Annotated in this window: 21 protein-coding genes and 4 tRNA genes; 11 read left to right on the top strand and 14 right to left on the bottom strand. The window is 60.9% G+C overall.

The window, feature by feature from the left end:
• Positions 1-2: 2 nt before the first annotated feature.
• Genes ACIPOO_RS06780 through ACIPOO_RS06760 form a run of 5 tightly spaced genes read right to left on the bottom strand, consistent with a single transcriptional unit; the run spans position 3 to position 7,069 of the window.
• A complete protein-coding gene (locus ACIPOO_RS06780) occupies positions 3-4,460 on the bottom strand; it encodes a pilus assembly protein (RefSeq protein WP_400605343.1) in 4,458 nt (1,485 codons plus the stop codon).
• Positions 4,457-5,017, bottom strand: a complete 561-nt coding sequence (locus ACIPOO_RS06775) for a PilX N-terminal domain-containing pilus assembly protein (protein WP_400606321.1) — start codon at positions 5,015-5,017, stop codon at positions 4,457-4,459. Before ACIPOO_RS06775 ends, ACIPOO_RS06780 begins: the two co-directional genes overlap by 4 nt.
• 5 nt (positions 5,018-5,022) lie before the next feature.
• The gene (locus ACIPOO_RS06770) at positions 5,023-5,814 is read right to left on the bottom strand and encodes a PilW family protein (RefSeq protein WP_400605341.1); all 792 of its coding nucleotides are present in this window, start codon (positions 5,812-5,814) and stop codon (positions 5,023-5,025) included.
• The gene (pilV, locus tag ACIPOO_RS06765) at positions 5,811-6,356 is read right to left on the bottom strand and encodes a type IV pilus modification protein PilV (RefSeq protein WP_400605339.1); all 546 of its coding nucleotides are present in this window, start codon (positions 6,354-6,356) and stop codon (positions 5,811-5,813) included. The genes ACIPOO_RS06770 and pilV overlap by 4 nt, the downstream gene beginning before the upstream one ends.
• Positions 6,356-7,069, bottom strand: coding sequence for a GspH/FimT family pseudopilin (locus ACIPOO_RS06760; RefSeq protein ID WP_400605337.1), 714 nt, complete (start codon positions 7,067-7,069; stop codon positions 6,356-6,358). The genes pilV and ACIPOO_RS06760 overlap by 1 nt, the downstream gene beginning before the upstream one ends.
• On the opposite strand from ACIPOO_RS06760, the gene thiO reads away from it, so the two are divergent.
• Positions 7,068-8,192 (top strand): glycine oxidase ThiO, encoded by a 1,125-nt coding sequence (gene thiO / locus ACIPOO_RS06755; RefSeq protein WP_400605335.1) that lies wholly within the window; start codon positions 7,068-7,070, stop codon positions 8,190-8,192. The genes ACIPOO_RS06760 and thiO overlap by 2 nt on opposite strands.
• 158 nt (positions 8,193-8,350) lie before the next feature.
• On the opposite strand, the gene ACIPOO_RS06750 is transcribed toward thiO, so the two are convergent.
• The 4 genes from ACIPOO_RS06750 to ACIPOO_RS06735 form a co-directional block, all read right to left on the bottom strand.
• Positions 8,351-9,691: a sigma-54-dependent transcriptional regulator gene (locus tag ACIPOO_RS06750; RefSeq protein WP_400605333.1), complete on the bottom strand. Its 1,341-nt coding sequence runs from the start codon at positions 9,689-9,691 to the stop codon at positions 8,351-8,353.
• 2 nt (positions 9,692-9,693) lie between these two features.
• The gene (locus tag ACIPOO_RS06745) at positions 9,694-11,286 is read right to left on the bottom strand and encodes a PAS domain-containing sensor histidine kinase (RefSeq protein ID WP_274133648.1); all 1,593 of its coding nucleotides are present in this window, start codon (positions 11,284-11,286) and stop codon (positions 9,694-9,696) included.
• Positions 11,276-11,515, bottom strand: a complete 240-nt coding sequence (locus tag ACIPOO_RS06740; RefSeq protein ID WP_274133647.1) for a PP0621 family protein — start codon at positions 11,513-11,515, stop codon at positions 11,276-11,278. The genes ACIPOO_RS06745 and ACIPOO_RS06740 overlap by 11 nt, the downstream gene beginning before the upstream one ends.
• Before the next feature lie 144 nt (positions 11,516-11,659).
• Positions 11,660-12,676 (bottom strand): outer membrane protein assembly factor BamD, encoded by a 1,017-nt coding sequence (locus ACIPOO_RS06735; protein ID WP_274133646.1) that lies wholly within the window; start codon positions 12,674-12,676, stop codon positions 11,660-11,662.
• 151 nt (positions 12,677-12,827) lie between these two features.
• Between ACIPOO_RS06735 and rluD the strand changes: the two genes are divergently transcribed.
• From rluD to ACIPOO_RS06695, 8 genes are all read left to right on the top strand, one after another.
• Positions 12,828-13,790: a 23S rRNA pseudouridine(1911/1915/1917) synthase RluD gene (rluD, locus tag ACIPOO_RS06730; RefSeq protein ID WP_274133645.1), complete on the top strand. Its 963-nt coding sequence runs from the start codon at positions 12,828-12,830 to the stop codon at positions 13,788-13,790.
• Positions 13,791-13,798: 8 nt separating this feature from the next.
• Positions 13,799-14,524, top strand: a complete 726-nt coding sequence (pgeF, locus tag ACIPOO_RS06725) for a peptidoglycan editing factor PgeF (RefSeq protein WP_400606319.1) — start codon at positions 13,799-13,801, stop codon at positions 14,522-14,524.
• 265 nt (positions 14,525-14,789) lie between these two features.
• Positions 14,790-17,354: an ATP-dependent chaperone ClpB gene (clpB, locus tag ACIPOO_RS06720; protein WP_400605329.1), complete on the top strand. Its 2,565-nt coding sequence runs from the start codon at positions 14,790-14,792 to the stop codon at positions 17,352-17,354.
• Between the two features lie 426 nt (positions 17,355-17,780).
• Positions 17,781-17,856: transfer RNA gene (locus ACIPOO_RS06715), tRNA-Asn, on the top strand.
• Between the two features lie 20 nt (positions 17,857-17,876).
• Positions 17,877-17,953: transfer RNA gene (locus ACIPOO_RS06710), tRNA-Pro, on the top strand.
• 6 nt (positions 17,954-17,959) lie between these two features.
• Positions 17,960-18,035, top strand: a tRNA-Lys gene (locus ACIPOO_RS06705).
• A gap of 95 nt (positions 18,036-18,130) precedes the next feature.
• Positions 18,131-18,207 (top strand) — tRNA-Pro (locus ACIPOO_RS06700).
• A gap of 280 nt (positions 18,208-18,487) precedes the next feature.
• A complete protein-coding gene (locus tag ACIPOO_RS06695) occupies positions 18,488-18,769 on the top strand; it encodes a hypothetical protein (RefSeq protein WP_274133643.1) in 282 nt (93 codons plus the stop codon).
• A gap of 37 nt (positions 18,770-18,806) precedes the next feature.
• Here the strand turns inward: ACIPOO_RS06695 and pstS are convergent, their stop codons facing one another.
• Positions 18,807-19,841 carry a phosphate ABC transporter substrate-binding protein PstS gene (gene pstS / locus ACIPOO_RS06690; RefSeq protein ID WP_400605327.1) on the bottom strand — a complete coding sequence of 345 codons (1,035 nt, stop codon included), beginning with the start codon at positions 19,839-19,841 and terminating at the stop codon, positions 18,807-18,809.
• Between the two features lie 182 nt (positions 19,842-20,023).
• Here pstS and ACIPOO_RS06685 point away from each other — a divergent pair, with 182 nt between their 5' ends.
• Positions 20,024-21,424, top strand: a complete 1,401-nt coding sequence (locus tag ACIPOO_RS06685; protein ID WP_274133642.1) for a diguanylate cyclase domain-containing protein — start codon at positions 20,024-20,026, stop codon at positions 21,422-21,424.
• A gap of 197 nt (positions 21,425-21,621) precedes the next feature.
• On the opposite strand, the gene ACIPOO_RS06680 is transcribed toward ACIPOO_RS06685, so the two are convergent.
• The 4 genes from ACIPOO_RS06680 to ACIPOO_RS06665 all read right to left on the bottom strand — a co-directional run bounded on the left by ACIPOO_RS06680 (position 21,622) and on the right by ACIPOO_RS06665 (position 24,973).
• A complete protein-coding gene (locus tag ACIPOO_RS06680) occupies positions 21,622-22,920 on the bottom strand; it encodes an NAD(P)/FAD-dependent oxidoreductase (RefSeq protein ID WP_274133641.1) in 1,299 nt (432 codons plus the stop codon).
• 63 nt (positions 22,921-22,983) lie between these two features.
• Positions 22,984-23,157, bottom strand: coding sequence for a DUF3094 family protein (locus ACIPOO_RS06675; RefSeq protein ID WP_400605324.1), 174 nt, complete (start codon positions 23,155-23,157; stop codon positions 22,984-22,986).
• A gap of 145 nt (positions 23,158-23,302) precedes the next feature.
• Positions 23,303-23,932 carry a DUF1780 domain-containing protein gene (locus ACIPOO_RS06670; protein WP_274133640.1) on the bottom strand — a complete coding sequence of 210 codons (630 nt, stop codon included), beginning with the start codon at positions 23,930-23,932 and terminating at the stop codon, positions 23,303-23,305.
• A 138-nt stretch (positions 23,933-24,070) separates the two neighbouring features.
• A complete protein-coding gene (locus tag ACIPOO_RS06665) occupies positions 24,071-24,973 on the bottom strand; it encodes a helix-turn-helix transcriptional regulator (RefSeq protein WP_400606317.1) in 903 nt (300 codons plus the stop codon).
• Positions 24,974-25,295: 322 nt separating this feature from the next.
• Here ACIPOO_RS06665 and ACIPOO_RS06660 point away from each other — a divergent pair, with 322 nt between their 5' ends.
• The gene (locus tag ACIPOO_RS06660) at positions 25,296-26,639 is read left to right on the top strand and encodes an MFS transporter (RefSeq protein WP_400605322.1); all 1,344 of its coding nucleotides are present in this window, start codon (positions 25,296-25,298) and stop codon (positions 26,637-26,639) included.
• Positions 26,640-26,782: the final 143 nt, after the last annotated feature.

Below are 26,782 nucleotides of genomic sequence, written 5' to 3'. Positions count from 1 at the left end.
TCTCAAGGTGATGGAATCACGCGCCAGGTCTGGCGGCCGTTATATTTGAGCCCTGTGTACACGCCCGTGCCGCTGCCGGGAAGCCCCGCCCCGTCACTGTTGTACATCGTAAGCAGCCCGTTGGGGTTGTTAGTCCCTCCAAGCGTGAAGCCACCGGCTGTGGAGTCGAACCCGCTGATCACGGCGCCACCGATGGTGTCGTCTCTGGTGATCAGACCGTCGCGTGTGAAATCGAAAATCGAAAAGGTGGTGGCTCCCCCTGTATTCGGGTCCAGCCCCAGTCGTTTGCCCTGGATTCCCGCCTCGCAGACATCGGCGATTGGCGTTCGTGTAGCCACCACCAGAACACCGCCGGAGATGGTCAGCAGGTCAACCATCCGCTCGCCTACTGCAGATACAGTCGTGATGTTGTTTACCGTGGTACTGGTTTGCAAGTCCAGGTACCAGCCGTACTTCGTCGTCCAGTCAACACCGTTCTGGGTGACTGTCCTCAAGCCTGTGTAGCCCCCGATGCTTCCCGCTGCCGAGGACACTGTCTGGCTTTGCAGGTTGCTACGCGCGATCGATGCCAGCGTGTTCGAAGCAGCAGGGTTGGTGGTCGATTCGGCGTTGGTCTGTTTGTCCCAGATGCCGTAGAGGCTTTGAACATCCTTTGAGGTCTTGTCAGCCGAGGTGAAATAGCGGCCTGTCCCGAAGATCACCAGAGCGCCTGTGCCGCTAGGATGTGGATAGATCGCCGGTGGGGTGGTAATCGACTGCGGGGCGGCGCCTGTTATCGGCGAGGAGGCGGTGAACAGCGGCTTGTTGCCGAACGACACCTTGTAGTTGGCGGCGGTTGCTGTGTCCGTCAGCGTGGAGCCGACCAGATCGAAACGCCACAGGTTGCCCAATAGGTCACCCGCGTAAACGTAGTCGGCGATACCGTCTGAGTTGACGTCGAGGATAACTGGCGTTGAAAGGCCATTCTCCACTTTGGGGTTGCTGTCCGGCACGGCCATCTTCTTGATCACTGCACCGTTGGCGACATTGAGCACGAACAGGCTGGCATTACCGCTGTTGCCGTTGTAACCGCTGCCAAAGATCACGCCCCACTCGCCCGAATGCAGCTTGGAGATATAGGGGGTGGAGAAGGTCGAGCCTAGGTCGACGTCGTTCTGAGAGGTGAATTCCCAGAGCAGTTTGATGTTGCCGGGGTCGGTGATATCGAGAGCGAAGATTTCTCGCCCACCTGCGCCCAGGCTTCCCACCAGCACGGTGTGCCATGCCCCGCCGAAATACGCATCTTTGACCACCGACGAACCATCGACAAAGAAGCGATGCAGCGAGGAGTCGCTGTTGTAGTTCTGGTTGCTCAGCGCCCCCAGGTTGGCGACAACGGCAGAAGGAATGAAGGCGAACGTCTCGACCCCGGTATTGGCATTGAACGCGTGGAACATGCCGTCGTTGGCACCGACGTAGACCTGAGGCGTTCGCGCGCTGATGGAGGCCTGGAACTTGGCGTAATCCCCAGGCGAGCCGTCCAGCGAGTCGGCCACAGAGGCGATATAGGTGGCTTTTTGCACCACTACGGGTTGTGAGTCGACGATATCGCCCAGTATTGATGTCGGCGAACGTCTGCGGAACGTGGTCCCTTCCAGCGTACGTACGCCCCTGATGAACGAAACCTGATCGGAGGTCAGCACACCGTTGGGGAAGGCCGAGGAGTATTGCCAGCGTACGCCTGCGAAGATACGCCCCGCCAGATTGGTGTAGGTGAAATCCTGCAGGCCGTTACCTGCCGAGTTGGCGATTTGTATGTTGCGATTGGCAGGTGCAGGGACTTGGGACCCTGCAGTCCAGTTCACAGCCGAGGTGCTTGTGCCCCCCGTGTAGTCATAGGTGGCGGTAGTCTTTGTCAGATCGCCGCTCCAGAGAGTGACGCTGAAACTGTTGGTGTAGGTGGATGTCGAGGTCGAAGACGACTGCGGCGGCGGTGAAACAGCGGGCGGCGAAACCGACGTGTTCTTCTGCACGATCTGGCTGAAGGCCTCCTGAAGCTGTTGTTTGAGTGTCGAGGCGCTGCTCACCAGAAAGTAGTTGTCGGGCGTGCCGGAAACGTTCGAATCCCACTGCCCTGCCACCGGCACGCTGCTCGTGGTGTTGTCCTTGGTGCCGAAGCCGCCCCACTTGGCCGCATACCACAAGGGGTCTTGCAGGTTGGTGACCGAGCGGGCAGACGAAGGGGTGAACACCCGCGAGTGGCTGTCACTGCCGTTAACCACCGCACTGCCGGAGCGGCGGCCGGGCAGAAGATCTGCTGTGCCCGTGCATTGGTTGGATGGCACGCACGCACCGGGCAGTTTGGTGCCGGGGGTGTCGAGTTCGTAGTGGCTGTTGCCATTGCCGCCGCCGGTCACTTCCAGATAGATACCGTCGTTGGTGGTGCCCGAAATCGTATAGCCCATGTGGGATTCGGCGCCGGACACCGAGTACACGGTCTGCGTAGTAACGTTCAGGGTGCTGGCGGCAGTGACCGACACGGTGTAGAGAACAATGGCGTCCATGTCGTAGTCGCAGCCTTGGCCGCAGTCATCGAATACAACCCGGAAAATCGCTTGGGGTCGTCCACCATTGACCGTCGTGTCGGCTGGCTGGCCGGGCATGTTGTATAGCGAATCAATGTAGAAGCCTGTGATCTGCTCGGTGACGCCACTGGTGACCTTGCCGAATGGCAGCAGCGTGATTGTGCCTCCGCCGACGGGCATCTGGATGCGAGGCAAGGTAGAGGACAAGGCAATGGAGAACGTCTGGACTTTCTGGCCGCCCAACGTGGTGATCGGGTTGGTGTTGGCGTAATAGGCGACTGCCCCGGCGTTAAAGGTTCCTTGCTTGGTAGGCTCCTCCGGCAGGCCGCGGATGTTGCCAAGGCTTGAGGCAGCTTTGGCAGTCGGCGCGGTGTCGCTCAGGCTTATGGTCTGACCGATGTTGATGTTCCTGCTGCCTGAGCCTACGTCAGCGTTCCAGATCGCCTGCCCCTGGGTTTGGGCGTTGAAACCGGTCAAAGCCGTGGTGGCGCTTGGTGCGTTGCTGGTTGTGAACGCACTGCCTGGCAGGTCCGAGTCGTAGGTCGGGTTGACATCACTGAACAGCGTCTCGAAGGGCTTGGAGCAGCTCGGAAACGTCGGCGGGTTGGCATCCGGGTTGGGGGTGCTCGAATAGGGGTTGGTCCAAGTTGTCAGGCCGCTCAGGCCCAACGCGGTGTCTCCCGCGCCCGACAGAAAGCCGCTGGTCGGGGTAGTGGCGCCGCTGAAGTAGCGCATGGTTTCGAACATCATCTCTGCGAGGGGGTTACCCCAGTCCTGGCAGGTGCCGTTGGTAGTCGTGTTGCCGGTGCTGCTGCACCCGCTGGACCTGATTCGCAGGCCGTCCAGGGTGCCGATGATGCCGCTTTTGACGTAAACGCCCAGCGTGTTCTTGGTCCCGAAAATCCCCGTCGAGGTCTCGATTTCATTGGCAAAACTGCTGATCGCCTTGCGGATTGCACCGCCCTGAATGTTGTTCTGATAGGTGCCGGTCATCAGGCCGAAGTACATCTGATTGCCTTCGCCATAATCGTGAAGGATGCCGGTAGGTTTGTATTTTCCGTTGGGGTAAAGGCGGCAGTTGCTCTCCAGAAAGCCAGTTTTGCAGACCTCCACCCGGACTTGATAGTCGTTCGGGCCTACGACGACGTCCTGGAAGCTGGTGTTGGTGGCCACCGATCCACCTTGCGTCACTTCGCGAGACACCCAGCCGAATATGCGGATGTTGGAGGCATTGGGCAGCACCCGCAGCAGCGGAGCAGACGACTGTGTATTGTTCGCAAATAATGCGTAGTTACTGCCCGTAGGGTTGGCGAACGGGGTGTAGTCGGACAAGTTGTAGCCATCGACTGTCGGGCTGCGGTACTCCTTGCCCCAGGTGTGAGCGTCGGTCGGAATGTACGCGCGCTCTAGGATGGTCTGGGTGGTGGTGTCGGTGCTGCGATATCCACCGTACAGCACCTTGCGCAAAGCGTCGGCGCGAGAGGTCGTCAGGTAGTTGAGGTAATCACCGCTCCAACTGCCCGGGCATTTCTTCAGGTTGGCGGCCGTGGTCGTCGAGGAGGGCGTGAAGTAGCCACTGCTGTAGCTGTAGCACGTCAACGAATCGAAATAGCCCAGATAGTCGATCGAGGGCTTGTAGCGAATGTCGATCGAGCCATCACCGTCCAGATCAGACGCGTCGTTGTAAGCAGGGAAAAACAGCTTGTGGTCACGGCCCACCACCAACATGTTCAGCGGAGGAACCGAGTCGTTGACGAACAGCGGTGCCTGCGCCGGCACCTGACTCACCGCACCGTGCGCCGACGATATCGACAGAGCCAGAGCGGCACCGACCGCACTCAGCAAGCGAAGGGGGCTGATGGTTGGAAGGGCACTCAGGTAACGGCTGATTTTCATGGGTTGTAGTACCGGGCAATGACGGTTCGCAATGTCACGCGAGGGGTCGTGGTGTCGCTGGTGCATAGCACCGTTGATGCACAGGCGTTGACTTCGTAATAGTGGAACCCGCATCCCCTGGCGCCGCAGTCGCCTTGGCTGTAACCCACGAGATTGCCCAGGTCCACGACATACCACTGCACTTTCACGTCGTAGTTATTCGCCACGGTGGTGACATTGTTTCCGTCGGCGGTCGTGAAGCGAGTTGGTGTGTCCTTCGAGGCCGGTACGGCCAGATCCGCGAGGCTCCAGCGCAGACAAAACGTGCTGTTGCAGACACTGCTTGCCGAGGGAGGTGCGACCGAGCTGATGCTGCTCTCACCGATGCGTAGCGCACCCTCGGCAGCATTGAACAATGTCTTCTGCATTTTCAGGTTGCCAGTGATGCGCGATTCGAGCGAGACGCCGCGCATGCTGGACAATGCCAGAAGCGTGATGACCAGCAGCATCATGATCGCTACCAGTAGTGTCGCCCCGGTCTGGTGGCGCCCTGAAACGCCGATACGGCCCGATGTCATCGACCTCATTGCATCTGGTTCCTGATCATCGTGGTGCCCTGGACCAATTGATAGATCTGGTTGCTGTCCACCAGACTGTCGCCGAATCGCGTGTTCCACTCATTCAACGCGGCCGATGTCGTGGCATCGTCGCGTACGGAGGCAGTGCCCTGGCTCTGCATGAGCACGGTATATCGCACCGCCCCCACGGTGTCTGTGGGGGTGGCGCTGAATGTCGAGACCGCCTTCAAGTCGCCCGGCCCTGAACCGTACTCGAAGCGCAGCCCCGCCACGCCAGTCACCAAGGGCTGCTTGGCGACCGTACCCGAAGTGCAGACGATGGATTTACTCGCGGCGTCGTATTCTATTTTCTCGATGACGATCGGGTTGATCTGCTTGCTATAGGGCGCAGTGATCGTGTCCTGATTGGCGCTCGACAGTGCAGCGCCCTGGCAGTTGACGTCGTTTTTGTTCGCCGCCTGGTAGCGCACGCACAGGGCTGTGGGCGATACGGCGATCACCGAGGTGTCCTCCGCAAACGAGCATCCCAGCCCTGCACCGCTGGGGAACGATTTGGCCGGATTGCTGCGGTAGCCTGCCTTGGAAAGCTCCTGACTCAATAAGGTCATGGCGAACCGTCCGTTCTCCTGATTGCCCACCTGGCCCTGCTGGAACAGGTAGCTTTTCTGGTTGTTGATGAAGATCTGCGTCACCCCAAGGATGAGGAACAGGCCAATGAGCATGGCGACCATCAGCTCGATGAGCGACAGCCCCGCCTGCGTGTTGCGTTGGGGGAACGAGAGTGATGGCGGCTTCATCGCAGGCGTGTCCTGATGCGATAGGTGCAGGTGTTACCGACAAGGTTGGCGTCCAGACATTCAGCGGACGATTTCACAGTCCAGCCCACCTGAATCTCGACTTCGCTGTTGGTCGTATTGCCCGTGCCACAGGCATTCTGGGAGTCGCCGGGCACCAGGCTTCGACAGATATAGAACGAGTTGCTCAACACCGCGGCGGTGACGCCAGGCAGGGCGCGGCTTGCCTGCGCTGCCCAGCAGGCGATCTGGGCGGAGAGGTCGGTCGGTGTGGGATTGCAGCTGCCGGGAGGTGTCGGAAAACTCGACTGCGGCGGCTTGATGCAGTTATTGGCCGTCGTACAGGTGCCGGCGGTGCGGATGATATCCACCAGATCGTCCACCAGCATGATCGCGGTGTTGCGCTGCACGGAATCCTGAGTGTACGGAATGGCCTTGCTTTGCAGCGCCACCATGCCCAGTACGCCGACGGCAATGATGATCAGGCTGACCAGTACTTCGATCATGCTGAAGCCTGCGCTGTGATTTCGGGACGTTACATTCATCAGCATCCACTCGGTTTGGTGGACGTCGGCGCGGTGACCCGGCCACTGGTCAGAAGCGTGACATATTGCGAGGAAATGGCGGTATCGGTTGGATAGAGGATTTGAAAGCAGCCGCTGACCGAAGCAGTGCCGGTCGATGTGAAATTAACGCTGTTCACATTGGCATTGATGGACACGCCAGACTGCAGGCCGTTACTACCCACCTGTCTGAGTGTGGTACCACCGGTGGACACCACGAAGTTGGTCGTCCCTGCGGCTGCGGAAACGTTCACCGTCGTACCGCGCGTCACCGCCTCGCCCCGTGCGTATTGCAACAGGTCGTAAAATTCATCGGCAGCCGCACGCACGTTCATGCGGTGCAACATCGACGAGAAGTTCGGCATGGCGAAGGCCGCAAAGATGCCCACGATCACCACGACCACGATCAGCTCGATCAGGGTAAACCCGCCGCTATTGCCCCCGGAAGGACCTTGCCAGCTGCGACGCGAATGCAGGCGCGTAAGACCAGAGCTGAAACCCATCAAGGAAATTCCATTTTTCGTTTGAAATATGGTGATACTACTCAGGTTGAAAGTCGCTATGTAGTGGATGTCCGGGACTATTCGCCGGATCAGCGGCATGGTACTGATTTTTGACGGTAATGGAGTCGGTTTGTCCGCAGGAAGTCGGGCAGTGGCCGGCGATTGTTTCCTCTTGATGATCGGGTTCTGCATGTCCAGGCAACACGTGGTAATCGTCGGTGGTGGCGTCATCGGTCTGCTGACGGCCTTCAATCTCGCGGCAAAGGTTCAGAGCGTTGTGTTGCTCGACCGTTCCGGTGTCGGTCAGGAGTCTTCCTGGGCGGGCGGCGGTATCGTTTCACCGCTTTATCCCTGGCGCTACAGCCCGGCGGTCACGGCGCTGGCGCATTGGTCCCAGGATTTCTATCCGCAGTTGGGCGAGCGGCTACTCGATGCAACGGGGATCGATCCGGAAGTCCACCGTACCGGTTTGTACTGGCTGGATCTGGACGACGAACAGCAGGCGCTGGAATGGGCTGCACGGGTCGGGCGGCCGCTGGCCTCTGTGGATATCTCGGCGGTCTATGACGCAGTGCCTGTGATGGGCGGCGGTTTTACCCGGGCGATTCACATGGCCGACATCGCCAACGTGCGCAACCCGCGACTGGTCAAATCCCTGAAGGCGGCACTGCTGGCGCTGCCTAACGTGACCATTCACGAGCAGTGCGAAGTCAGTGATTTCGTGCGCGATGGCGACAGGATCATCGGCGTAAGCACACCGCAAGGCGACATCCTGGGTGACAGCGTAGTGCTGGCTGCCGGTGCCTGGAGCGGTGATCTGCTCGCCAGGCTTGGGCTGCAATTGCCGGTTGAGCCGGTCAAGGGCCAGATGATTCTGTACAAATGCGCATCCGACTTTCTCCCCAGCATGATCCTCGCCAAGGGCCGCTACGCGATTCCTCGCCGTGACGGCCACATTCTGATCGGCAGCACGCTGGAGCACGAAGGCTACGACAAGACCCCCACCGATGTGGCGCTGCAAAGCCTGAAAGCGTCGGCAGTGGAGCTGATCCCGGCCCTGGCCGATGCCGAGGTGGTCGGGCACTGGGCAGGGCTGCGCCCGGGGTCCCCGAATGGCATTCCGTTCATCGGCCCGGTGCCGGGGCATGACGGGCTGTGGCTCAACTGCGGGCATTTCCGCAACGGCCTGGTGTTGGCGCCGGCGTCGTGCCAGTTGCTGACGGATTTGCTGGTGGGCGATGTGCCGATCATCGATCCGGCGCCGTATGCGCCAGCGCTCGCAGCCCTTGGCCAACAAACGGTCGAGACCCCGTAGCAGTCCGGCTTGCCGGCGTCAGCGATCTTGAGAACGCCCCCGCCGGCAAGCCGTGCTGCTACGGTTGTGAGTGCGCCATTGATCCCGTAGCAGCCGGGCTTGCCCGCGGGGGCGATTTCAAGGGCGCCGACGCCGGCAAGCCGGACTGCTACGGGAAACTACTCCAACCCCAACTTCTTCAACCGATAGCGCATCGACCTGAACGTCAGGCTCAACCGTTGCGCGGCTGCCGTGCGGTTCCAGCGGGTCTCTTCGAGGGCCTGGAGGATCAGCTTGCGCTCGATGCTCTCCAGGTAATCTTCCAGGTTGTCGATGTCAGCCAGGCTCGGGCCGTCCTGTTCGTTGACCGTGACCGGTTCTGCCAGGCGCAGGTCGTCGGCGTTGATCTGGTCGTTTTCGCACAGGGTGTAGGCCCGTTCGAGCATGTTCTCCAGTTCGCGAACGTTGCCGGGAAAGCGGTAGCCCTTGAGCGCCGTCAGTGCCGGCGAGGCAAGGCGGGCAGGGGGCTGGGCGGCGCTTTCGGCCAGGCGGCGCAGGACATTGTTGGCGATTTCCTCGATGTCTTCGCGGCGTTCGCGCAGCGGCGGCACGCGCAGTTCGATGACGTTGAGGCGGTAATACAGATCCTGCCGGAAGCGCTGGGCCGCGACTTCGACGCTCAGGTCCTTGTGGGTGGCGCACAACACGCGCACATCGACCACTTGCTCCTGCTGCCCGCCCACCGCGCGGATGGATTTCTCCTGGATGGCGCGCAGCAGTTTCACCTGCATCGCCAGCGGCAGGTCGGCCACTTCATCGAGAAACAACGTACCGCCGTTGGCCGCCTGGAACAGCCCCGGCTTGTCTTCGTGGGCCCCGGTGAAGCTGCCTTTGCGATGGCCGAAGAATTCGCTTTCCATCAGTTCCGTAGGAATCGCGCCGCAGTTGACCGGCACGAATGGCTTGTCGATCCGCGGGCCTTGTTCGTGGATCAGCCTGGCGACCAACTCCTTGCCGCTGCCCGATTCGCCGCTGATGTAGATCGGCGCCTGGCTGCGCGCCAGCTTGCCGATCTGCTTGCGCAAGGCCTGCATGGGCGGTGAGTTGCCGAGCAGGCGGTTGTCGATGCTGTTTTCGTTGGACGGCGCCATGTGCAGGCGCAGCGCGCTGCCGACAAGCTCGCGCAGGCGACCCAGGTCCACGGGCTTGGTGAGGAAGTCGAAGGCACCGGCTTTCAGGGCATGGATCGCTGTGTCGAGGCTGCCGTGCGCGGTGATCATCGCCACAGGCACCTGGGTGTGGCGCTTCTGGATGTGCTGCACCAGTTCCAGACCGTTGCCGTCTGGCAGGCGCATGTCGGTCAGGCACAGGTCGAAGGGTTCGCGGGCGAGCCAGTCTTGAGCTTCCTTGACGTTGCGCGCACTGCGAGTGTCCAGTTTCATCCGCCCCAGAGTGATCTCCAGTAATTCGCGAATGTCCGGCTCATCGTCGACGATCAGGATCTTTTGCCGTTGGCTCATCTTCAACTCAATTTGAACGGATGGGCGAAGGTGATCCGCATACAGCTTCCGCCACCTTCCCGTGGTGTGTAGTCCAGGTTCGCCTGATTGCTTTCGCACAGTTCCCGCGAAAGATACAGGCCCAGGCCGGTCCCTTTGCTTTCAGTGGTGAAAAATGGCTCGAAGAGCTTGCTCAGGTGCTCTCTGGCGACACCGGGACCATTATCCAGCACCTCAAGGCTTGGCAGCTCGCTGTGGGGTGCGTGAAACAGTCGCAGCCAGACTTGAGCGCGTGCATGCATCTGACCACTGTAGCGCAAGCCGTTCTGGGTCAGGTTAGTCACGACTTGCACAAGCTGCTCGGCATCCATGCGGGTGGTGAGGGCGCCGGGGCCGATTTCCAGATGCACTGCCTGGTCTTCGGGCAGTCGGGAACGCAAGTCGCTGACGAATCCTTCGAGCCACTGCCTGAGGTCAAGCAAGTGCGGTTCGGTCTGACGTCGGCGGGACAGCTGCAAGACGTTCTCGATCACCAGATTCATCCGTCGCGATTGATCTTGAATGATTTCACTCAGACGCCGGTCGGGACCGGTCAGTTCCTCGGATTCATGGAGCAGCTGGGCCGCGTGGCTGATGGCGCCCAGCGGGTTGCGGATCTCGTGGGCGATGCCGGCGGTCAGCCTGCCCAGGGCCGCGAGCTTGAGTTGCTGGGCCTGCTGGGAGATTTTTGACAGGTCATCAATGAAGATCAGGGTGTGGCGCTGGCTGTCACGGTTCAAGGCAATGAAGCCGGGGCGCAACACGGGGCCGATGGCCGAAGTGGTAATGCTTCGCGGCGCCATGGACGGGTTGATCTGCCATTGCCGCAGACGCTCGACCAACTGCGGAGAGTAGGGGTCGATGATTTCGCCAAGCAGATGCTCGTGGCCCAGTAGCGCCAAAGCGCTGTGGTTGGCCAGCAGCACCTTGCGCTCGGCGTCGAGTACCAGAATGCCGGTGCGCATGCGCTGCAGGATCAGCGCGTTGAGTTCTTCGAGGTTGTCGACGTCGGCCGCGCGCCGTTCGGCGATGTCTTCGCTGGCCTGCAGCCGGCGCGCCAGGGCCTGCACCAGCAGGGCGGCGGCGAAGCACAGGGCGCCAAGGGACCCGGCCTGGACGAAATGATTGGCCGCTGCAGGCTTGTTGTAGCTGATGAAAAACGTCAGGTAGATGATGCCGATGGCTGAAATCGCGGCGATCAGCAGTCCGGTGCGTTTGCGCAGCAGCACGTTGCTGATCGCCACCGAGGCCACGATCAGGTTGCCCAGGCCGCTGGGTGCGCCGCCTCCGGCATAGAACAGGGCGCACAGCATGCAGGCGTCGGCCAGCGCCAAAGTGAACAGGTGGCCCTGGCGCGTCGGCCGTTCGAGCAGTACGACCACCAGAATGTTGAACACCAGATAGAGCCAGCAGCCGGTGCGAAACAGTTCGATATCGGCCATTTGCAGCAGTTCGGCATCCAGGCTGCTGGAAATCAGCAGCACCAGCAGAATGCCGATGCTCAGGCGGTAGAGGTGGTAGAGCCGCAGGATACGCTGGGCCTGCGCAGTGACCAGCGACAGGGTTTCAGCGGTCACGTGCTGCCGGGCCCTGTAGCCGGTGGGCTTCGGTGCAGTACCACTGTTCGTTCTGGCTCAGGGCGCGGTCACGGGGCAGGTGCACGCCGCATTGGGCGCAGCGCACCATGGGCGCGGCATCGATGGGCGGCGCGGCAGGCCGTGGTCGGGGCGCAGGGCGTTTGGTCACGCGTTTGAAGAACCAGATCGCCAACCAGATCAGGGCGACCCACATAATCAAGCGAATCATGTCTACCAGCTTATTGAGTGAGGATGCCGCAGTTTAGCCAAGGCACTGGCGGGCGCACAGTCGTCTACGGCGCCTTGGCGTGTCAGAAACGAAAAAGAGGTCCCGTAGGACCTCTTTCTCAGTAACTCAGGGGCTGCGACTGGATCAGTCGAACAGGCCGAAGGTCATGTAGCTGAAGATCGAGCGGCTTTTCGGGGTGCCGTCCGCGTCGTCGTTCTTCGGCTCTTCCGTCTGGTTTTCAGGCAGCAGGTCGGCCGGGATGGCGTCCTTGGCGTCCTGGTACTGCTTGATCACGTCCTGGTTGGCGCGGGTTTCTCCCGGCGGCAGCGGCGGACGGCTCTCGATCAGGCCCAGGGTGGCCTTGGACAGCCACGAACGGTTGTCAGGATCCGGGGTACGGGCTTCGAACTTGCCATCGGCCAGTTGCGGGTGATCCGGGTAGTTGGCTTTCAGGACTTGCAGGCTGGTGTCGGCCAGGTCGTCCAGGTGCAGACGCTGATAGCCTTCGACCATGACCGCCAGGCCGTCGCCGACCGATGGGGTTTCCTGGAAGTTTTCCACCACGTAGCGGCCACGGTTCACGGCGGCGACATAGGCCTGACGGGTCAGGTAGTAGTCGGCCACGTGGATTTCATAGGCCGCCAGCAGGTTACGCAGGTAGATCATGCGTTGCTTGGCGTCCGGCGCGTAGCGGCTGTTCGGATAGCGGCTGGTCAGCTGTGCGAACTCGTTGTACGAGTCACGGGCGGCGCCCGGGTCACGCTTGGTCTGGTCCAGCGGCAGGAAGCGCGCAATGATGCCCACGTCCTGGTCGAACGAGGTCAGGCCCTTGAGGTAGTAGGCGTAGTCGACGTTCGGGTGCTGGGGGTGCAGACGGATGAAACGCTCGGCTGCGGATTTCGCGGCCTCAGGCTCACCGTTCTTGTAGTTGGCGTAGATCAGCTCCAGCTGCGCCTGGTCGGCGTAGCGACCGAACGGGTAGCGCGATTCCAGCGCCTTGAGTTTTTCGCTCGCGCTGTTGTAGCTGTTGTTGTCCAGGTCGGCCTGCGCCTGCTGGTACAGCTCGACTTCACTGAGGTTTTCGTCGATGACTTCTTTCTTCGAAGAACAGGCAGCGGTAAGTCCGAGGATGGCTATCAGCAGCAGGTGTTTCACTTGCATGGCGGCTTGCGTCCCTATAACGGCCTGCTGTCTTGCGCAGGACCGTCCTGTTATGATGGGCGCCCCGTGGAACCCCCGGGACAAAAGACGCCGTATTTAACCACAAGCGCACAGCCGAAACCAAAGGCCAGTGCCACCTCCTAGTTTGAGCATGTCTGAGATCATTGAACTTCGCGCAGAGGTGCCGTCCGAATTGGGCGGTCAACGCCTCGACCAGGTCGCCGCCCAACTCTTCGCCGAGCACTCGCGCTCGCGCCTTTCCGCCTGGATCAAAGACGGCCGCCTGACCGTGGACGGAGGCGTTCTGCGCCCGCGTGACATCGTTCATGGCGGTGCCGTTCTGCTTCTGCAGGCCGAGCAGGAGGCTCAGGGAGAGTGGGTGGCGCAGGACATCGAACTGGATATCGTCTATGAAGACGACCAGATTCTGGTGATCAACAAACCGGCCGGGCTGGTCGTGCATCCGGCGGCAGGCCACGCTGATGGCACCCTGCTCAACGCCTTGCTGCACCACGTGCCGGACATCATCAACGTCCCGCGTGCCGGCATCGTGCACCGTCTGGACAAGGACACCACCGGCCTTATGGTGGTGGCCAAGACCATTCAGGCGCAGACCCAACTGGTCACCCAGTTGCAGGCGCGCAGCGTCAGCCGGATCTACGAGTGCATCGTGATCGGCGTGGTGACCGCCGGCGGCAAGATCAACGCGCCGATCGGGCGTCACGGCCAGCAGCGCCAGCGCATGGCGGTGATGGAAGGCGGCAAGCCAGCCGTCAGCCACTATCGCGTGCTGGAGCGTTTCCGCTCCCACACCCATGTGCGGGTCAAGCTGGAAACCGGCCGTACCCACCAGATTCGCGTACACATGGCGCACATCAATTTCCCGCTGGTGGGCGATCCGGCCTACGGCGGTCGCTTCCGCATTCCGCCTGCGGCCAGCGTGACGATGGTCGAATCCTTGAAGAACTTCCCGCGCCAGGCGCTGCACGCGCGCTTCCTGGAGCTGGATCATCCGACGACCGGTCAACGGATGAGCTGGGAGTCGCCGCTGCCGGATGATTTCGTCTGGCTGCTGTCGCTGCTCAAGCAGGATCGCGAGGCGTTCATCGGATGAATGACTTCGTGACGCAATGGCTGACTCCCGACTGGCCTGCGCCGGTCGGCATCAAGGCGTGCGTCACGACGCGAGCGGGCGGCGTCAGCGTCGCGCCGTTCGACAGCTTCAACCTGGGCGATCACGTCGATGACGATCCAGCCGCGGTTGCCCACAACCGTTCGCTGCTGACCTCCCGACTGAACGTACAGCCCGCCTGGCTGAAACAGGTACACGGCATCGATGTGGTCCAGGCCACGCCGGGCGAGGTGATGCAGGCCGACGCCAGCTGGAGCCAGACCCCGGGCGTTGCCTGCACCATCATGACGGCCGATTGCCTGCCTGCGCTGTTCTGCAATCGCCAGGGCACCCAGGTTGCGGCGGCCCACGCCGGGTGGCGGGGGCTGGCGGCGGGTGTGCTGGAGGCGACGGTGGACAGCTTTGCTGATGCTCCCTCGGACATTCTGGTCTGGCTCGGCCCGTCCATCGGTCCGCAGGCTTTTGAAGTCGGCCCGGAAGTGCGCGATGCCTTCATGGCCACCCATCCTGAAACGGCAGAGGCCTTTGTGCCGAGCGTCAATGCCGGCAAGTTCATGGCCGATATCTACCAACTGGCGCGTTTGCGCCTGGCAGCCCACGGCGTCACGGCGGTGTACGGCGGCGGATGGTCGACCTACAACGACGAGCGTTTCTTCTCTTATCGCCGCGGCGCACGCACCGGGCGCTTTGCTTCGCTGGTGTGGATCGAGCGGTAGCCCTACGCCTGATATGACTCTGTAGGAGCGCGCTTGCCCGCGACTGCGGTGGATCAGCTCGCACGGATGTCTCTGACACACCGCAGTCGCGGGCAAGCGCGCTCCTACAATTCGTCCTCAGACTTCCGGCAACAAGCTAAATTGATCTATGTCAAGCACTCACCGCTTGAATCCTGTGCAATCGGCCACATCTAAGGGCTATCTGGCAGGTTTTCTTTATTAAGGTGTGTTCATTGCTCCGGCCTGCCCATTAGGAAGGTGACCAATGCGTATTGACCGTTTAACCAGCAAATTACAGCTCGCTTTATCTGATTCCCAATCCCTGGCGGTGGGCATGGACCATCCCGCCATCGAGCCTGCGCACCTGATGCAGGCGCTGCTCGAACAGCAGGGTGGTTCGATCAAACCCCTGCTGCTGCAAGTCGGCTTCGACATCAACAGCCTGCGCAAGGCGTTGAGCAAGGAGCTGGACCAACTGCCGAAAATTCAAAACCCTACCGGCGACGTCAACATGTCGCAGGATCTGGCGCGCCTGCTCAACCAGGCCGACCGCCTGGCCCAGCAGAAGGGCGACCAGTTCATCTCCAGCGAGCTGGTGTTGCTCGCCGCCATGGACGAGAACAGCAAGCTGGGCAAGCTGCTGCTCGGCCAGGGCGTGAGCAAGAAGGCGCTGGAAAACGCCATCAGCAACCTTCGCGGCGGCGATGCGGTCAACGACCCGAACGCCGAAGAGTCACGCCAGGCGCTGGACAAATACACCGTCGACCTGACCAAACGGGCCGAGGACGGCAAGCTCGACCCGGTGATCGGCCGTGACGACGAGATTCGCCGCACCATCCAGGTGTTGCAGCGTCGGACCAAGAACAACCCGGTACTGATCGGTGAGCCTGGGGTGGGTAAGACCGCCATTGCCGAGGGTCTCGCTCAGCGCATCATCAATGGCGAAGTGCCTGACGGCCTGCGCGGCAAGCGTCTGCTGTCCCTGGACATGGGCGCGCTGATCGCCGGTGCCAAGTTCCGCGGTGAGTTCGAAGAGCGCCTGAAGGCCGTGCTCAACGAGCTGTCCAAGCAGGAAGGCCAGATCATCCTGTTCATCGACGAGCTGCACACCATGGTCGGCGCGGGCAAGGCCGAGGGTTCGATGGACGCCGGCAACATGCTCAAGCCAGCGCTGGCCCGTGGCGAGCTGCATTGCGTGGGCGCCACGACCCTCAACGAGTACCGCCAATATATAGAGAAGGATGCGGCTCTGGAGCGGCGCTTCCAGAAAGTGCTGGTGGACGAGCCGAGCGAAGAGGACACCATCGCGATCCTGCGTGGCCTTAAAGAACGCTACGAGGTTCACCACAAGGTGGCGATCACCGACGGCGCGATCATCGCGGCGGCCAAGCTCAGCCATCGCTACATCACTGACCGGCAACTGCCGGACAAGGCCATCGACCTGATCGACGAAGCCGCCAGCCGCATTCGCATGGAGATCGACTCCAAGCCCGAAGTGCTGGACCGCCTCGAACGCCGTCTGATTCAGCTCAAGGTCGAATCCCAGGCGCTGAAGAAGGAAGACGACGAGCCCGCGATCAAGCGCCTCGAAAAACTCCAGGAAGAAATCATCCGTCTGGAGCGTGAGTACGCCGATCTGGAAGAGATCTGGACTTCGGAAAAAGCCGAGGTCACAGGTTCTGCGCAGATTCAGCAGAAGATTGAACAGTCCCGTCAGGAGCTGGAAGCGGCGCGCCGCCGTGGCGACCTCAATCGCATGGCCGAGCTGCAATACGGGGTGATTCCGGATCTGGAGCGCAGCCTGCAGATGGTCGACCAGCACGGCAAGCCTGAGAACCAGTTGCTGCGCAGCAAGGTGACCGAGGAAGAAATCGCCGAGGTGGTTTCCAAGTGGACCGGCATTCCTGTGTCGAAGATGCTCGAGGGCGAGCGCGACAAGCTGCTGAAGATGGAAAGCCTGCTGCATGAGCGGGTGATCGGGCAGAACGAGGCCGTGGTGGCGGTTTCCAACGCGGTGCGTCGTTCCCGTGCCGGGTTGTCCGACCCGAATCGCCCCAGCGGCTCGTTCATGTTCCTGGGCCCGACCGGCGTGGGCAAGACCGAGCTTTGCAAGGCGCTGGCGGAGTTCCTGTTCGACACCGAGGAAGCGATGGTGCGCATCGACATGTCCGAGTTCATGGAGAAGCATTCCGTGGCACGGCTGATCGGTGCGCCACCGGGCTACGTCGGCTATGAAGAGGGCGGCTACCTGACCGAGGCGGTGCGTCGCAAGCCGTATTCGGTAATCCTGCTGGACGAGGTCGAGAAGGCCCATCCGGACGTCTTCAACATTCTGTTGCAGGTGCTTGAAGATGGTCGTCTGACCGACAGCCACGGCCGCACTGTCGATTTCCGCAACACGGTGATCGTCATGACCTCCAACCTGGGCTCTGCACGCATCCAGGAGCTGGTGGGTGATCGCGAGGCGCAGCGTGCTGCGGTGATGGACGCCCTGACGACGCATTTCCGTCCGGAGTTCATCAACCGGGTCGACGAAGTGGTGATCTTCGAGCCGCTGGGTCATGACCAGATCGCGGGTATTACCGAGATCCAGCTGGGCCGTTTGCGTCAGCGCCTGGCTGAGCGTGACCTGAGCCTTGAGCTGGCGCCTGAGGCGCTGGAGAAACTGATCGCGGTGGGTTACGACCCGGTGTATGGCGCACGGCCACTCAAGCGTGCGATCCAGCGCTGGATCGAAAACCCGCTGGCGCAGTTGATCCTGTCGGGCAGCTTCATGCCAGGCACCAGCATCAAGGGCACGGTAGTGGACGACGAGATCGCGTTCGTCTGATTGGCTTCTATATAGAAAGACGAGGGCGCTCCTGATGGGCGCCCTTTTTATTGCCCGTAGCAGCACGGCTTGCCGGCGGGAGCGGTGTGTCAGTGAAGGATGGATTGGCTGACACACCGTCCCCGCCGGCAAGCCGTGCTGCTACGGACAAGATTTGCGCTTGTCTCGGACCTGTTTTTTGCGGCCAGGAGGCCTTCTCGAAAAAAAGTTGCAAATCATTGGATTAAAAGCAATTTAGAGGGTTGACACCTGTTTCTGGGAATGTAGAATAGCGCGCCTCAGAGACGTGAACGCAGCGATGCAGACAAGTCGAAGAGGCTGAAAATGCAGTAGATTCAGGGCAGTAGGTGCGGGATTCGTTTCGCAAAGAAGTACTGAATTTGTTGTATCGAAGCGCGTCAAACGCTGCATCTGAAATTGAATAGTTCCGTGATAGCTCAGTCGGTAGAGCAAATGACTGTTAATCATTGGGTCCCAGGTTCGAGTCCTGGTCACGGAGCCAATTTCCAGAAGTAGTACCGTCGGGGTATAGCGCAGTCCGGTAGCGCGCCTGCTTTGGGAGCAGGATGTCAGGAGTTCGAATCCCCTTACCCCGACCATTTTTTGGGTCGTTAGCTCAGTTGGTAGAGCAGTTGGCTTTTAACCAATTGGTCGTAGGTTCGAATCCTACACGACCCACCATTTTTGGCCTGGCTTCATCGGGTTGAATCTTAGGGAGTGACGTCAGTTGCGTCACCCGCTTGAAATACGCCCCAAGGGGCGTATTTTTGTAACACCGGGGTATAGCGCAGTCCGGTAGCGCGCCTGCTTTGGGAGCAGGATGTCAGGAGTTCGAATCCCCTTACCCCGACCATTTTCGCCCAGGCTGTATCCGGGTAGAAAACAAGGTCACAGCGCCACTCGCGCTGAGCCAACAAAAAAGGCGTCCTTCGGGGCGCCTTTTTTCGTTTCCGGCTTTTCAATCCCCGCACCCGTTAGCCTTTGCGCCGTTGATGGCGGCACTGCCTGGCATTCTGCTGCTTTTCGCTATATGAAAATATATACAGCGCTAGGTATCATGGGCAGCCATTCGACGGCTTCGCCTGCTTGCGAGGCGTCTATCACGCAGAAAACCTCATCAATGAGACACCACCATGAGGCACAGCAGAAACATCCGCAGCTATCCCTACACCGCCTGGGTGTTGACCCGCAGCTTCGTCGTGCTTGAAGTCGAATTGGTCGGCCCTACGGCGGACGGCCAGAACGACCGCTCCATCAAGGGCAAATGGTACGCACCAGACAGCCTGTTTGATTCCCACGAGGCTGCGGTGGAGGCAGGGCGCTCGCGCATCGAGCAGGCACGCGCGGAAATCGCCAGGAAGTCCGCAGTGCTGGAAGAGAAGAGCGCGTTGCTCGACCGATTGTCAGGGCGGTGAGCGCAGGGTTTCTGCGCTCACCTGGTCAATCTGCCGTTTATTGCGCCTTGGGGGCGTCGCCCCAGTAGGCTTCGATCTGGTTCTTCAGATCAGCTGGGATAGGTGCGAAGTCCAGCGCCCGTGCGTGATCCTGACCGCTTTCCAAAGTCCAGCGGAAAAAGTCCTGCACGGTTTTCTGACGATCGGCATTCTTGGGCTGCTTGTACATCACGATGAACGTCGCGGCGGTGATGGGGTAGGCGTTGTCGCCCGGCGCGTTGAGCATCGACAGGTCGAAATCCTTGGCGCTTTTCCAGTCGGCCGTGGCGGCAGCGGCCTGGAAGCTTTCAGTGCTCGGTGCAACGAAGTGCCCGGCGGCGTTCTGCAACAGGCCGAAGTTCAGGCCCTGCTGTTTGATGTAGGCGTATTCGACGTAGCCAATGGAGTTCGGCATCTTCTTCACGTAGGACGCCACGCCCTCACTGCCTTTGCTGCCGATGCCCACCGGCCACTTCACCGAAGTGCCCGAGCCCACCTTGCTCTTCCAGTCGTTGCTGACCTTGGACAGGTAGCTCGCCCAGTTGAACGTGGTGCCCGAATCATCCGAGCGGTACACGACGTTGATCTTGTCGGCAGGCAGCTTCATCTCCGGGTTCAGCGCCGCCAGGGCAGGGTCGTTCCACTGGGTGATCTTGCCCAGGTAGATATCGGCCAGCACCGGGCCGCTGAACTTGAGGCTGCCGGGTTTGATCGATGCCACGTTGATCACCGGCACCACGCCGCCAATCACCGACGGGAATTGTTGCAGGCCCAGCGTCTGCAGATCGGCCGAGCGCAGTGGCATGTCGGTGGCGCCGAAGTCCACTGCGCCTTCCTTGATCTGAGCCACGCCAGCGCCTGAACCGATGCTCTGATAGTTCACTTTGACGCCGGTCTTCTGGTCGTAGTCAGTGGCCCACTTGTAGAGCACCGGATAGATGAAGGTGGAGCCCGCGCCGGTCACTTCCTGTGCCGCGCTGGCGCCGTTCATCAGAGAGAGGTTCAGTGCAATGCCAAGGCCGGTAGCCAGCATCAAGCGGGAGCGTTGAAACATGAATGTATTCCTGTGATCGAACGATTCGGGTGTGATGTCTCAATGGGATCACAGTAAACAGAACGTTTTTATGACAGGAAGTAACCGGGTGCACCCTTCGGGGCGCGGGCCTCTGATCCGTGCGCATTGCCGGCACCCGGTATAGACTCCAGTCAGTCTTTTCAGGACCGGCCCATCGATATATGAAAGCGCCCACTCCTCCATACGAAACAGAGCGCCTCGAAGCGCTTCGCAATCTTGAAATCCTCGACACGCCAGCGGAGGCCTCGCTGGACCGCATCACCCGCCTGGTCGCCCGTGTGCTCGACGTGCCCATTGCCCTGGTTTCGCTGGTGGATGAAGACCGCCAGTGGTTCAAATCCCGCGAAGGGCTGGAGGCCAGCGAGACGCCTCGGGAAATGGCCTTCTGCGCCCACGCCATCCTGCAAACCTCCCCGTTGGTGATACCGGACGCCGCCGAAGACGACCGTTTTCGCGATAACCAACTGGTGACCGGCGCGCCGCACATCCGCTTCTACGCCGGCGTGCCGATCCGCACCAGCAAGGGCTTTGCCGTAGGCACCCTGTGCGCCATCGACGAGCGGCCCCGGCAACTGACCCAGGAAGAAATCGACACCCTGCGTGACCTGGCCGACATCGTCAGCCGCGAGGTGCAACTGCGGGAAAACCTGATGCTGGCGCGCAGGCAGCGCAACCGGTCCGAGGCGCTGTTCCGCGCCAGTGAGGCCGGCTATCGCTCGATGTTCGAACTGGCGTCGGTGGGCATCGCCCTGGTCGCGCCCGATGGTGGCTGGATCAACGTCAACCGCGCGCTGTGCGAGATCATCGGCTACAGCGCAGCCGAGCTTGAACTGCTGACCTTTCAGGACATCACCCACCCCGATGACCTGAACACCGACATGGAGCATCTGCAGCAGTTGATCGACAGCAAGATCGATCACTACCAGATGGAAAAGCGCTACCTGCGCAAGGACGGCAATTCGGTGTGGGTCAACCTGAGCGTGACCAAGAAGCTGTCAGGCGAAGGGGATCTGGAATACTTCATCTCCATCATCCAGAACATTCAGGCGCGCAAGGAGCTTGAGCAGGAAGCCCGGCATGATGCGCTCACCGGGCTGTACAACCGCCGTGCGCTGGAGGCGCTGCTGCCGATCGCCCAGGCCCGTGCCGACCGTTCGATGCTGCAAATGGCGCTGATGTTCATCGATCTGGATGGTTTCAAAGGGATCAACGACACCTACGGCCACGATGCGGGGGATGACTTGCTGCGCACCATCGCCGTGCGCCTGCAAAGCTGCGTGCGACGGACCGACAGCCTGGTGCGTCTGGCGGGAGACGAGTTCATCGTGATTCTCGAAGGGATCGTGCCGGGTGCGGATGAAGCGCGGGAAGTCGCGAAGAAATTGCTGGCGGCCATTGGCGAGCCGATCATCATCAAGGGCGACGTGATCCGCAGCAATGCCAGCGTGGGGTTTGCTATGTACGAGCCCGGCTCCGGCAAGGAGCAGGACGAACTGATGCGCGAGGCCGACCGGTGGATGTACAAGGCCAAGCATCTGGGCAAAGGGCGGGTAATGCCGTAGGGGAGCCCCGTAGGAGCGCGCTTGCCCGCGACAGCGTTGGATCAGCCACCAGCCATGCAGGCTGTGCCGACGCCGTCGCGGGCAAGCGCGCTCCTACGGAACCTTTTGCGCCGGCCCCGTAGCAGCACGGCTTGCCGGCGGGGGCGTCTTTGAAATCGCTCCCGCCGGCAAGCCGTGCTGCTACGCAAGCCTCGATATCAGTGCAGCTTCATCCGCGGCTCGGTGCCGCGTCCGATCCGGCTGCCGAGCATCAGCATCAAGGTGCGGAACGTGCCGTACAGCGCCATCTGGTGCATGCGGTACAGCGAGACGTAGAACATCCGCGCCAGCCAGCCCTCAAGCATGACGCTGCCGGTCAGGTTGCCCATCAGGTTACCCACCGCCGAGAACTTCGACAGCGAAATCAGCGAGCCGTAGTCCTTGTAGCTGTACTCCGGCAACTCGCCGCCCTCGATCCGCAGCTTCAGCGATTTCACCAGCAGGGACGCCTGTTGGTGCGCGGCCTGGGCCCGTGGCGGCACGTTGCGGTCGGTGCCCTTTTGCGGGCAGGCGGCGCAATCGCCGAAGGCGAAGATGTTGTCGTCGCGGGTGGTTTGCAGCGTCGGGCGCACCTGCAACTGATTGATGCGGTTGGTCTCAAGCCCGGCGATGCCTTCCAGGAACGCCGGAGCACGGATGCCCGCCGCCCAGACCTTCAGCGTCGCCGGAATCAACTGGCCGGTGTTGGTGACCAGGCCTTCAGCCGTCACTTCGCTGACCGCCGAGTTGGTCAGCACCGTGACCCCCAGCTTTTCCAGGGTCTTGTGCACCGGGCCGCCAATCCGCTCAGGCAGTGCTGGCAACACGCGGGGGCCCGCTTCGATCACAGTGATGCGCAGGTTCTCGGGCTTGATCTGGCCCAGCCCGTAGGCGGCCAGCTCGTGGGCGGCGTTGTGCAGCTCAGCGGCGAGCTCGACCCCGGTCGCTCCGGCGCCGACGATGGCCACGTTGATTTCTTCAGTGGCCGCCAGCTCGCTTGCGTGGGCGCGCAGGTAGCGATTGAGCAGTTGTTGATGGAAGCGCTCGGCCTGCTTGCGCGTGTCCAGGAACAGGCAGTGCTCGGCCGCACCCTTGGTGCCGAAATCGTTGGTGGTGCTGCCGACCGAAATCACCAGCGAGTCGTAATCCAGGCTGCGCGCCGGAACCAGTTCGTCGCCGTTTTCATCCAGTGTGGCCGCCAGGTGAATCTGCTTGTGCTCGCGATCCAGGCCCGTCATGCGGCCCAACTGGAACTGGAAATGGTTCCACTTGGCCTGCGCCACGTAGTTCAGCTCGTCCTCGTAGGAGTTGAGCGAACCTGCGGCCACTTCGTGCAGCAGCGGTTTCCAGATGTGCGTCAGATTGGCGTCCACCAGCGTGACGCTGGCCGTGCCTTTCTTGCCCAGGGTTTTACCCAGGCGGGTAGCCAGCTCCAGACCACCAGCGCCTCCGCCGACGATCACGATACGATGAGTCATGGGGATATCTCATAAGGCTTAAGGAATTCTCTTTGGGCGCAATCTGCGCGAGCGCAAGGCAGCTCATAGCGTCAGATAGCTCAACAGGCGGCTCAACAAGCCCAGCCCGATCACCACCGCAAGCACAATCACAAGGAGCAGCCAGGGCCGAAAAGGCCGGCGCTCGACTTGGTGCTGGGGCGCGCGAAGGTACTCTTCGACACGCTTTTGGTCTTCGGGGTTCAGGCGGCTTGTCATATGAGCCTCGTCATGAACAATTGATCGACGTCAAACGCTGGCGTCGTGCAAAGCATTACATTCGTTGACGCCCTGCTGCGGCTTTTCGATACAGCAGATTTCGCGTCGGATTCCGCTTTGTAACATTCGCACGGGAAATCCGCCATCACAGGCTGATGCCCACATCGAATACCACGCTGCGCCCCAGGTTGGTCCGCAGAAAATCCGGTGCATCGGGGTGGGCGAACAGCACGCGGGCGAAGGTCGGCCCCACCAGCGACAGCGAACGCCAGCCCTGGCGCAGGTACTCGGTGGGCGGGGGGAAATGGCTGTTCAGGTCCAGCACTTCGCGCTTGAGGCTGGCGAAGGCGATGATGTCCAGCTCGCTCAGGTCCAGGCCGCGTTCCTTGTAGTTGTGGGCTTTCTTGCGCAGGGTCGGGCCCAGGCGCCGCAACAGGTCCGAGGCCGGAATGCGCTTGGGCTTGGCCTCGCGACGTACCAGTTGGCTCAGGGAAAAGGCGCTGCGCCGACGCTGCAGCTCTTCGCGCCATTCGTCGTTGAGCCTGCGACCCTCATCGAGCACGAAGAACACCTCGAAACAGGCATCGCGAAACAACACATCCGGTGGTTCCTGGCCGGCTGGCAGGAAGTCTTCGTTGCGGTGAGGGATGTTCAGGCCCTGCAGCAAACGCTGGCACACCCAGCGCTCGCGCTCCCATTTACGCGCGTTGGACAGGAAGGTGTTGGCCTGCTCGGCCTGGATCGTCAACAGACGCAGGTAATCGGAGTCATCCATGAGGAAGAGCTTAGCGCTCTGGCGTGAAGATGGAACCTAAATTCAATACCGACCTGTAGGAGCGCGCTTGCCCGCGACGGCGGTGGATCAGCCACCACCGACGTTTCAGACATACCGCCATCGCGGGCAAGCGCGCTCCTACAAATCTCTCTGCTTGCGGAATTGCCCAGGTGGCATCCCGTGGGCGTGGCGAAAGCGCCTGGAGAAGTAGGCCTCATCGGCAAATCCGCACAACCTTGCGACCTCTCCCACAGGCTTGCTGCCATTGAGCAGCAGCGTGCGCGCCAGGTGCATGCGCCGTTCCAGCACCAGCTCGCTGAAGGTCTTGCCCACTTCCTTGCGCAGCCAGTGGGTGAGGTAATTGGGGGAGAGAAACGCCGCAGAAGCAGCTTTCTTCAAGCTCAAATCCGGGTCGCTGAGGTTCTTGCGCACGTACTCGGACATCCGCGCCAGGGCGTCACGCCGGCTGCGCTCGGCGGCATTGTCGTCGGCCATGAGTTTGATCGGCTCGGCATAGAGTTCGCAGACCGTGCCGATCAGCTGCAACAGGCAACCCTTGAGGATTTCCCGAGTGCCGAACTGGCGGTTCTGATCGAGTCTGCGCATGCGGTCGAGCAAGCGCTCGATTTCGGCGAATTGCTCGGCGTCCAGGGTGAAGTCCAGATGCTCCTGAAAGCGAAACGGCGACAGCTCCGGCGCCAGCGCGATGGCGACGTCTTCCAGATCCAGCGGGTCGCACTGCAACTGCGGCAGCAGGAAAGTCTGGGCAAAGTTGATGAGCAGGAAGTTGCCTTCCGGCGGATGAGGGATCAGGTGCAGTTTGTGCGGCAGGATGAACGCCAGCGTATTGCGCGGAAAGGGCCGAACCACGCCGCCGATGTGCTGCACCGTATCGCCGCCCAGGTTGATCTGGATCTGAAAATACTCATGGCGGTGGGGCGCGGTTTCCGGCTTGCCTTCGGTCTTGCCACGGATATAGAAGTCCGGGCGCTCGCTGCGTTGCTGCATGCCATAGGTGGGCGCGCGGGTCGCTGAATCCATCATGCGGTTCCTCGTTGTTCTGGATGCATTGTCGGTTGTCCTATGACTTCCTTCAAACCTTTCTTCTGACACCGTCAGGATTTTCTGTCCAAAAAATCCACTTTCACCTAAGCCACTAAAAACGGCTCTAGCACGGTGTTTGCGAGCGAAATTTCAAGCTTTCAGCCGCGCTTTGTCCTTCAGGAATTTCTTGGACAAACAATAAGACGCCATCTCTGAAATTTAAAAACGTTCTAAGCGGCGTCTTGTTTAAAACCAGTCATACGATAAGTTAAAGGGGCGCTTCATCACTCGATTCCAATAAAAACAACGAGGAATTCTCATGTCGAGCAACCCTGACATTCAGGCGATGGATGCGGTCGTGGCCGCTCCAAAAGCCGCCGCTCCCGCCCGCCCTACCACCCACCGGCGCTGGTTCATGCTCTCGCTGCTGCTGATCGCGACGATCATCAACTACGTGGACCGGGTCAACATCTCAATCGCCGCGCCGTTCATGGCCAAGGATCTGGGACTGGACAAAGTCCAGATGGGCCTGATCTTCTCCGCATTCGCCTGGACCTACGCCTTCGCCCTCGTGCCCGCAGGATTTATCGCTGACCGCTTTGGATCGCGCCTGACCTATGGTGTCTCGCTGATTTCCTGGTCGGCGGTCACCGTGTGCCAGGGGCTGGCGGGCGGCTTTGCCTCGCTGTTTGGTCTTCGTCTGGCCGTTGGCGCGATGGAAGCGCCTGCATTTCCGGCCAACAGCCGCGCGGTGACGGTCTGGTTTCCGGCCCGTGAGCGGGGCATGGCCAGCAGTATCTACGTCTGCGGCCAGTACCTGGGCACGGCGTTGTTTACCGGCCTGCTGCTGTGGCTGGCGACGACCTACGACTGGCGCCACGTGTTCTATAGCACCGGTATCGTCGGCATCCTGTTTGGTATCGCCTGGCTTTACCTGTACCGCGATCCGCTGAACTGCAAGAAGGCCAGCAAAGAGGAACTTGAATACATCGAGTCGGGCGGCGGCCTGGTCAAAAACAGTCAGGACAAGAACAAATTCAAATGGTCGCAGATCGCCGAGCTTTTGAAGTATCGCCAAGTCTGGGCTATCTGCATCGGCAAGTTCGCCAGCACCTCGGCCCTGTACTTCTTCCTGACCTGGTTCCCGACCTACCTCATCGAAGAGCGTCATCTGACCATGGTCAAGGTCGGCATCTTCGCGGTATTGCCGTTCATTGGCGCCACTGTCGGCATCTTGCTGGCCGGGGTGATTTCCGACTGGATGATTCGTCGCGGCGTGTCGCTGTCCTTCGCCCGCAAATTGCCGTTGGTGGTGGGCTCGGCGCTGGGCATGTCGATCATGCTGGTCAACTTCACTGACTCCAACGAACTGTGCATTGCGCTGCTGACCATCGCGTTCTTCGCCCAGGGCATCGCGTCTTCTTCGTGGGCGGCGGTGTCGGAAATTGCCCCGAAAGAATTGATCGGCCTGACCGGTGGCATCACGAGCCTGGCGGCGAACATCGGCGGCATCGTGACGCCCATCGTCATCGGCCAGATCCTGCACATGACCGGCAACTTCGCCTGGGCCTTCTGGTTTATCGGTGGCGTGGCCTGCATCGGCACGCTGTCGTATTCCCTGTTGCTGGGCCGCATTTATCGCATCGAATTGAAGGCTCGCTGAGCCTTGAGAATGTGTGTGTGACTTTCTGCCGAATTGGGCAAAGGCGTACGTGAGTGCGCCTTTTTTCTGCCCTCGACATTGAGTTTTTTAGTCCAGCGCGAACACTGTTTTGTCCAACTTTCACCCGTTTGCATCCCGTAGTC

Source organism: Pseudomonas sp. NPDC090201 (assembly GCF_044746825.1).
Lineage (GTDB): Bacteria > Pseudomonadota > Gammaproteobacteria > Pseudomonadales > Pseudomonadaceae > Aquipseudomonas > Aquipseudomonas putida_AD.
Note: the sequence above shows the minus strand (reverse complement) of the source record. Positions and strands in the feature narration are given on the sequence as shown.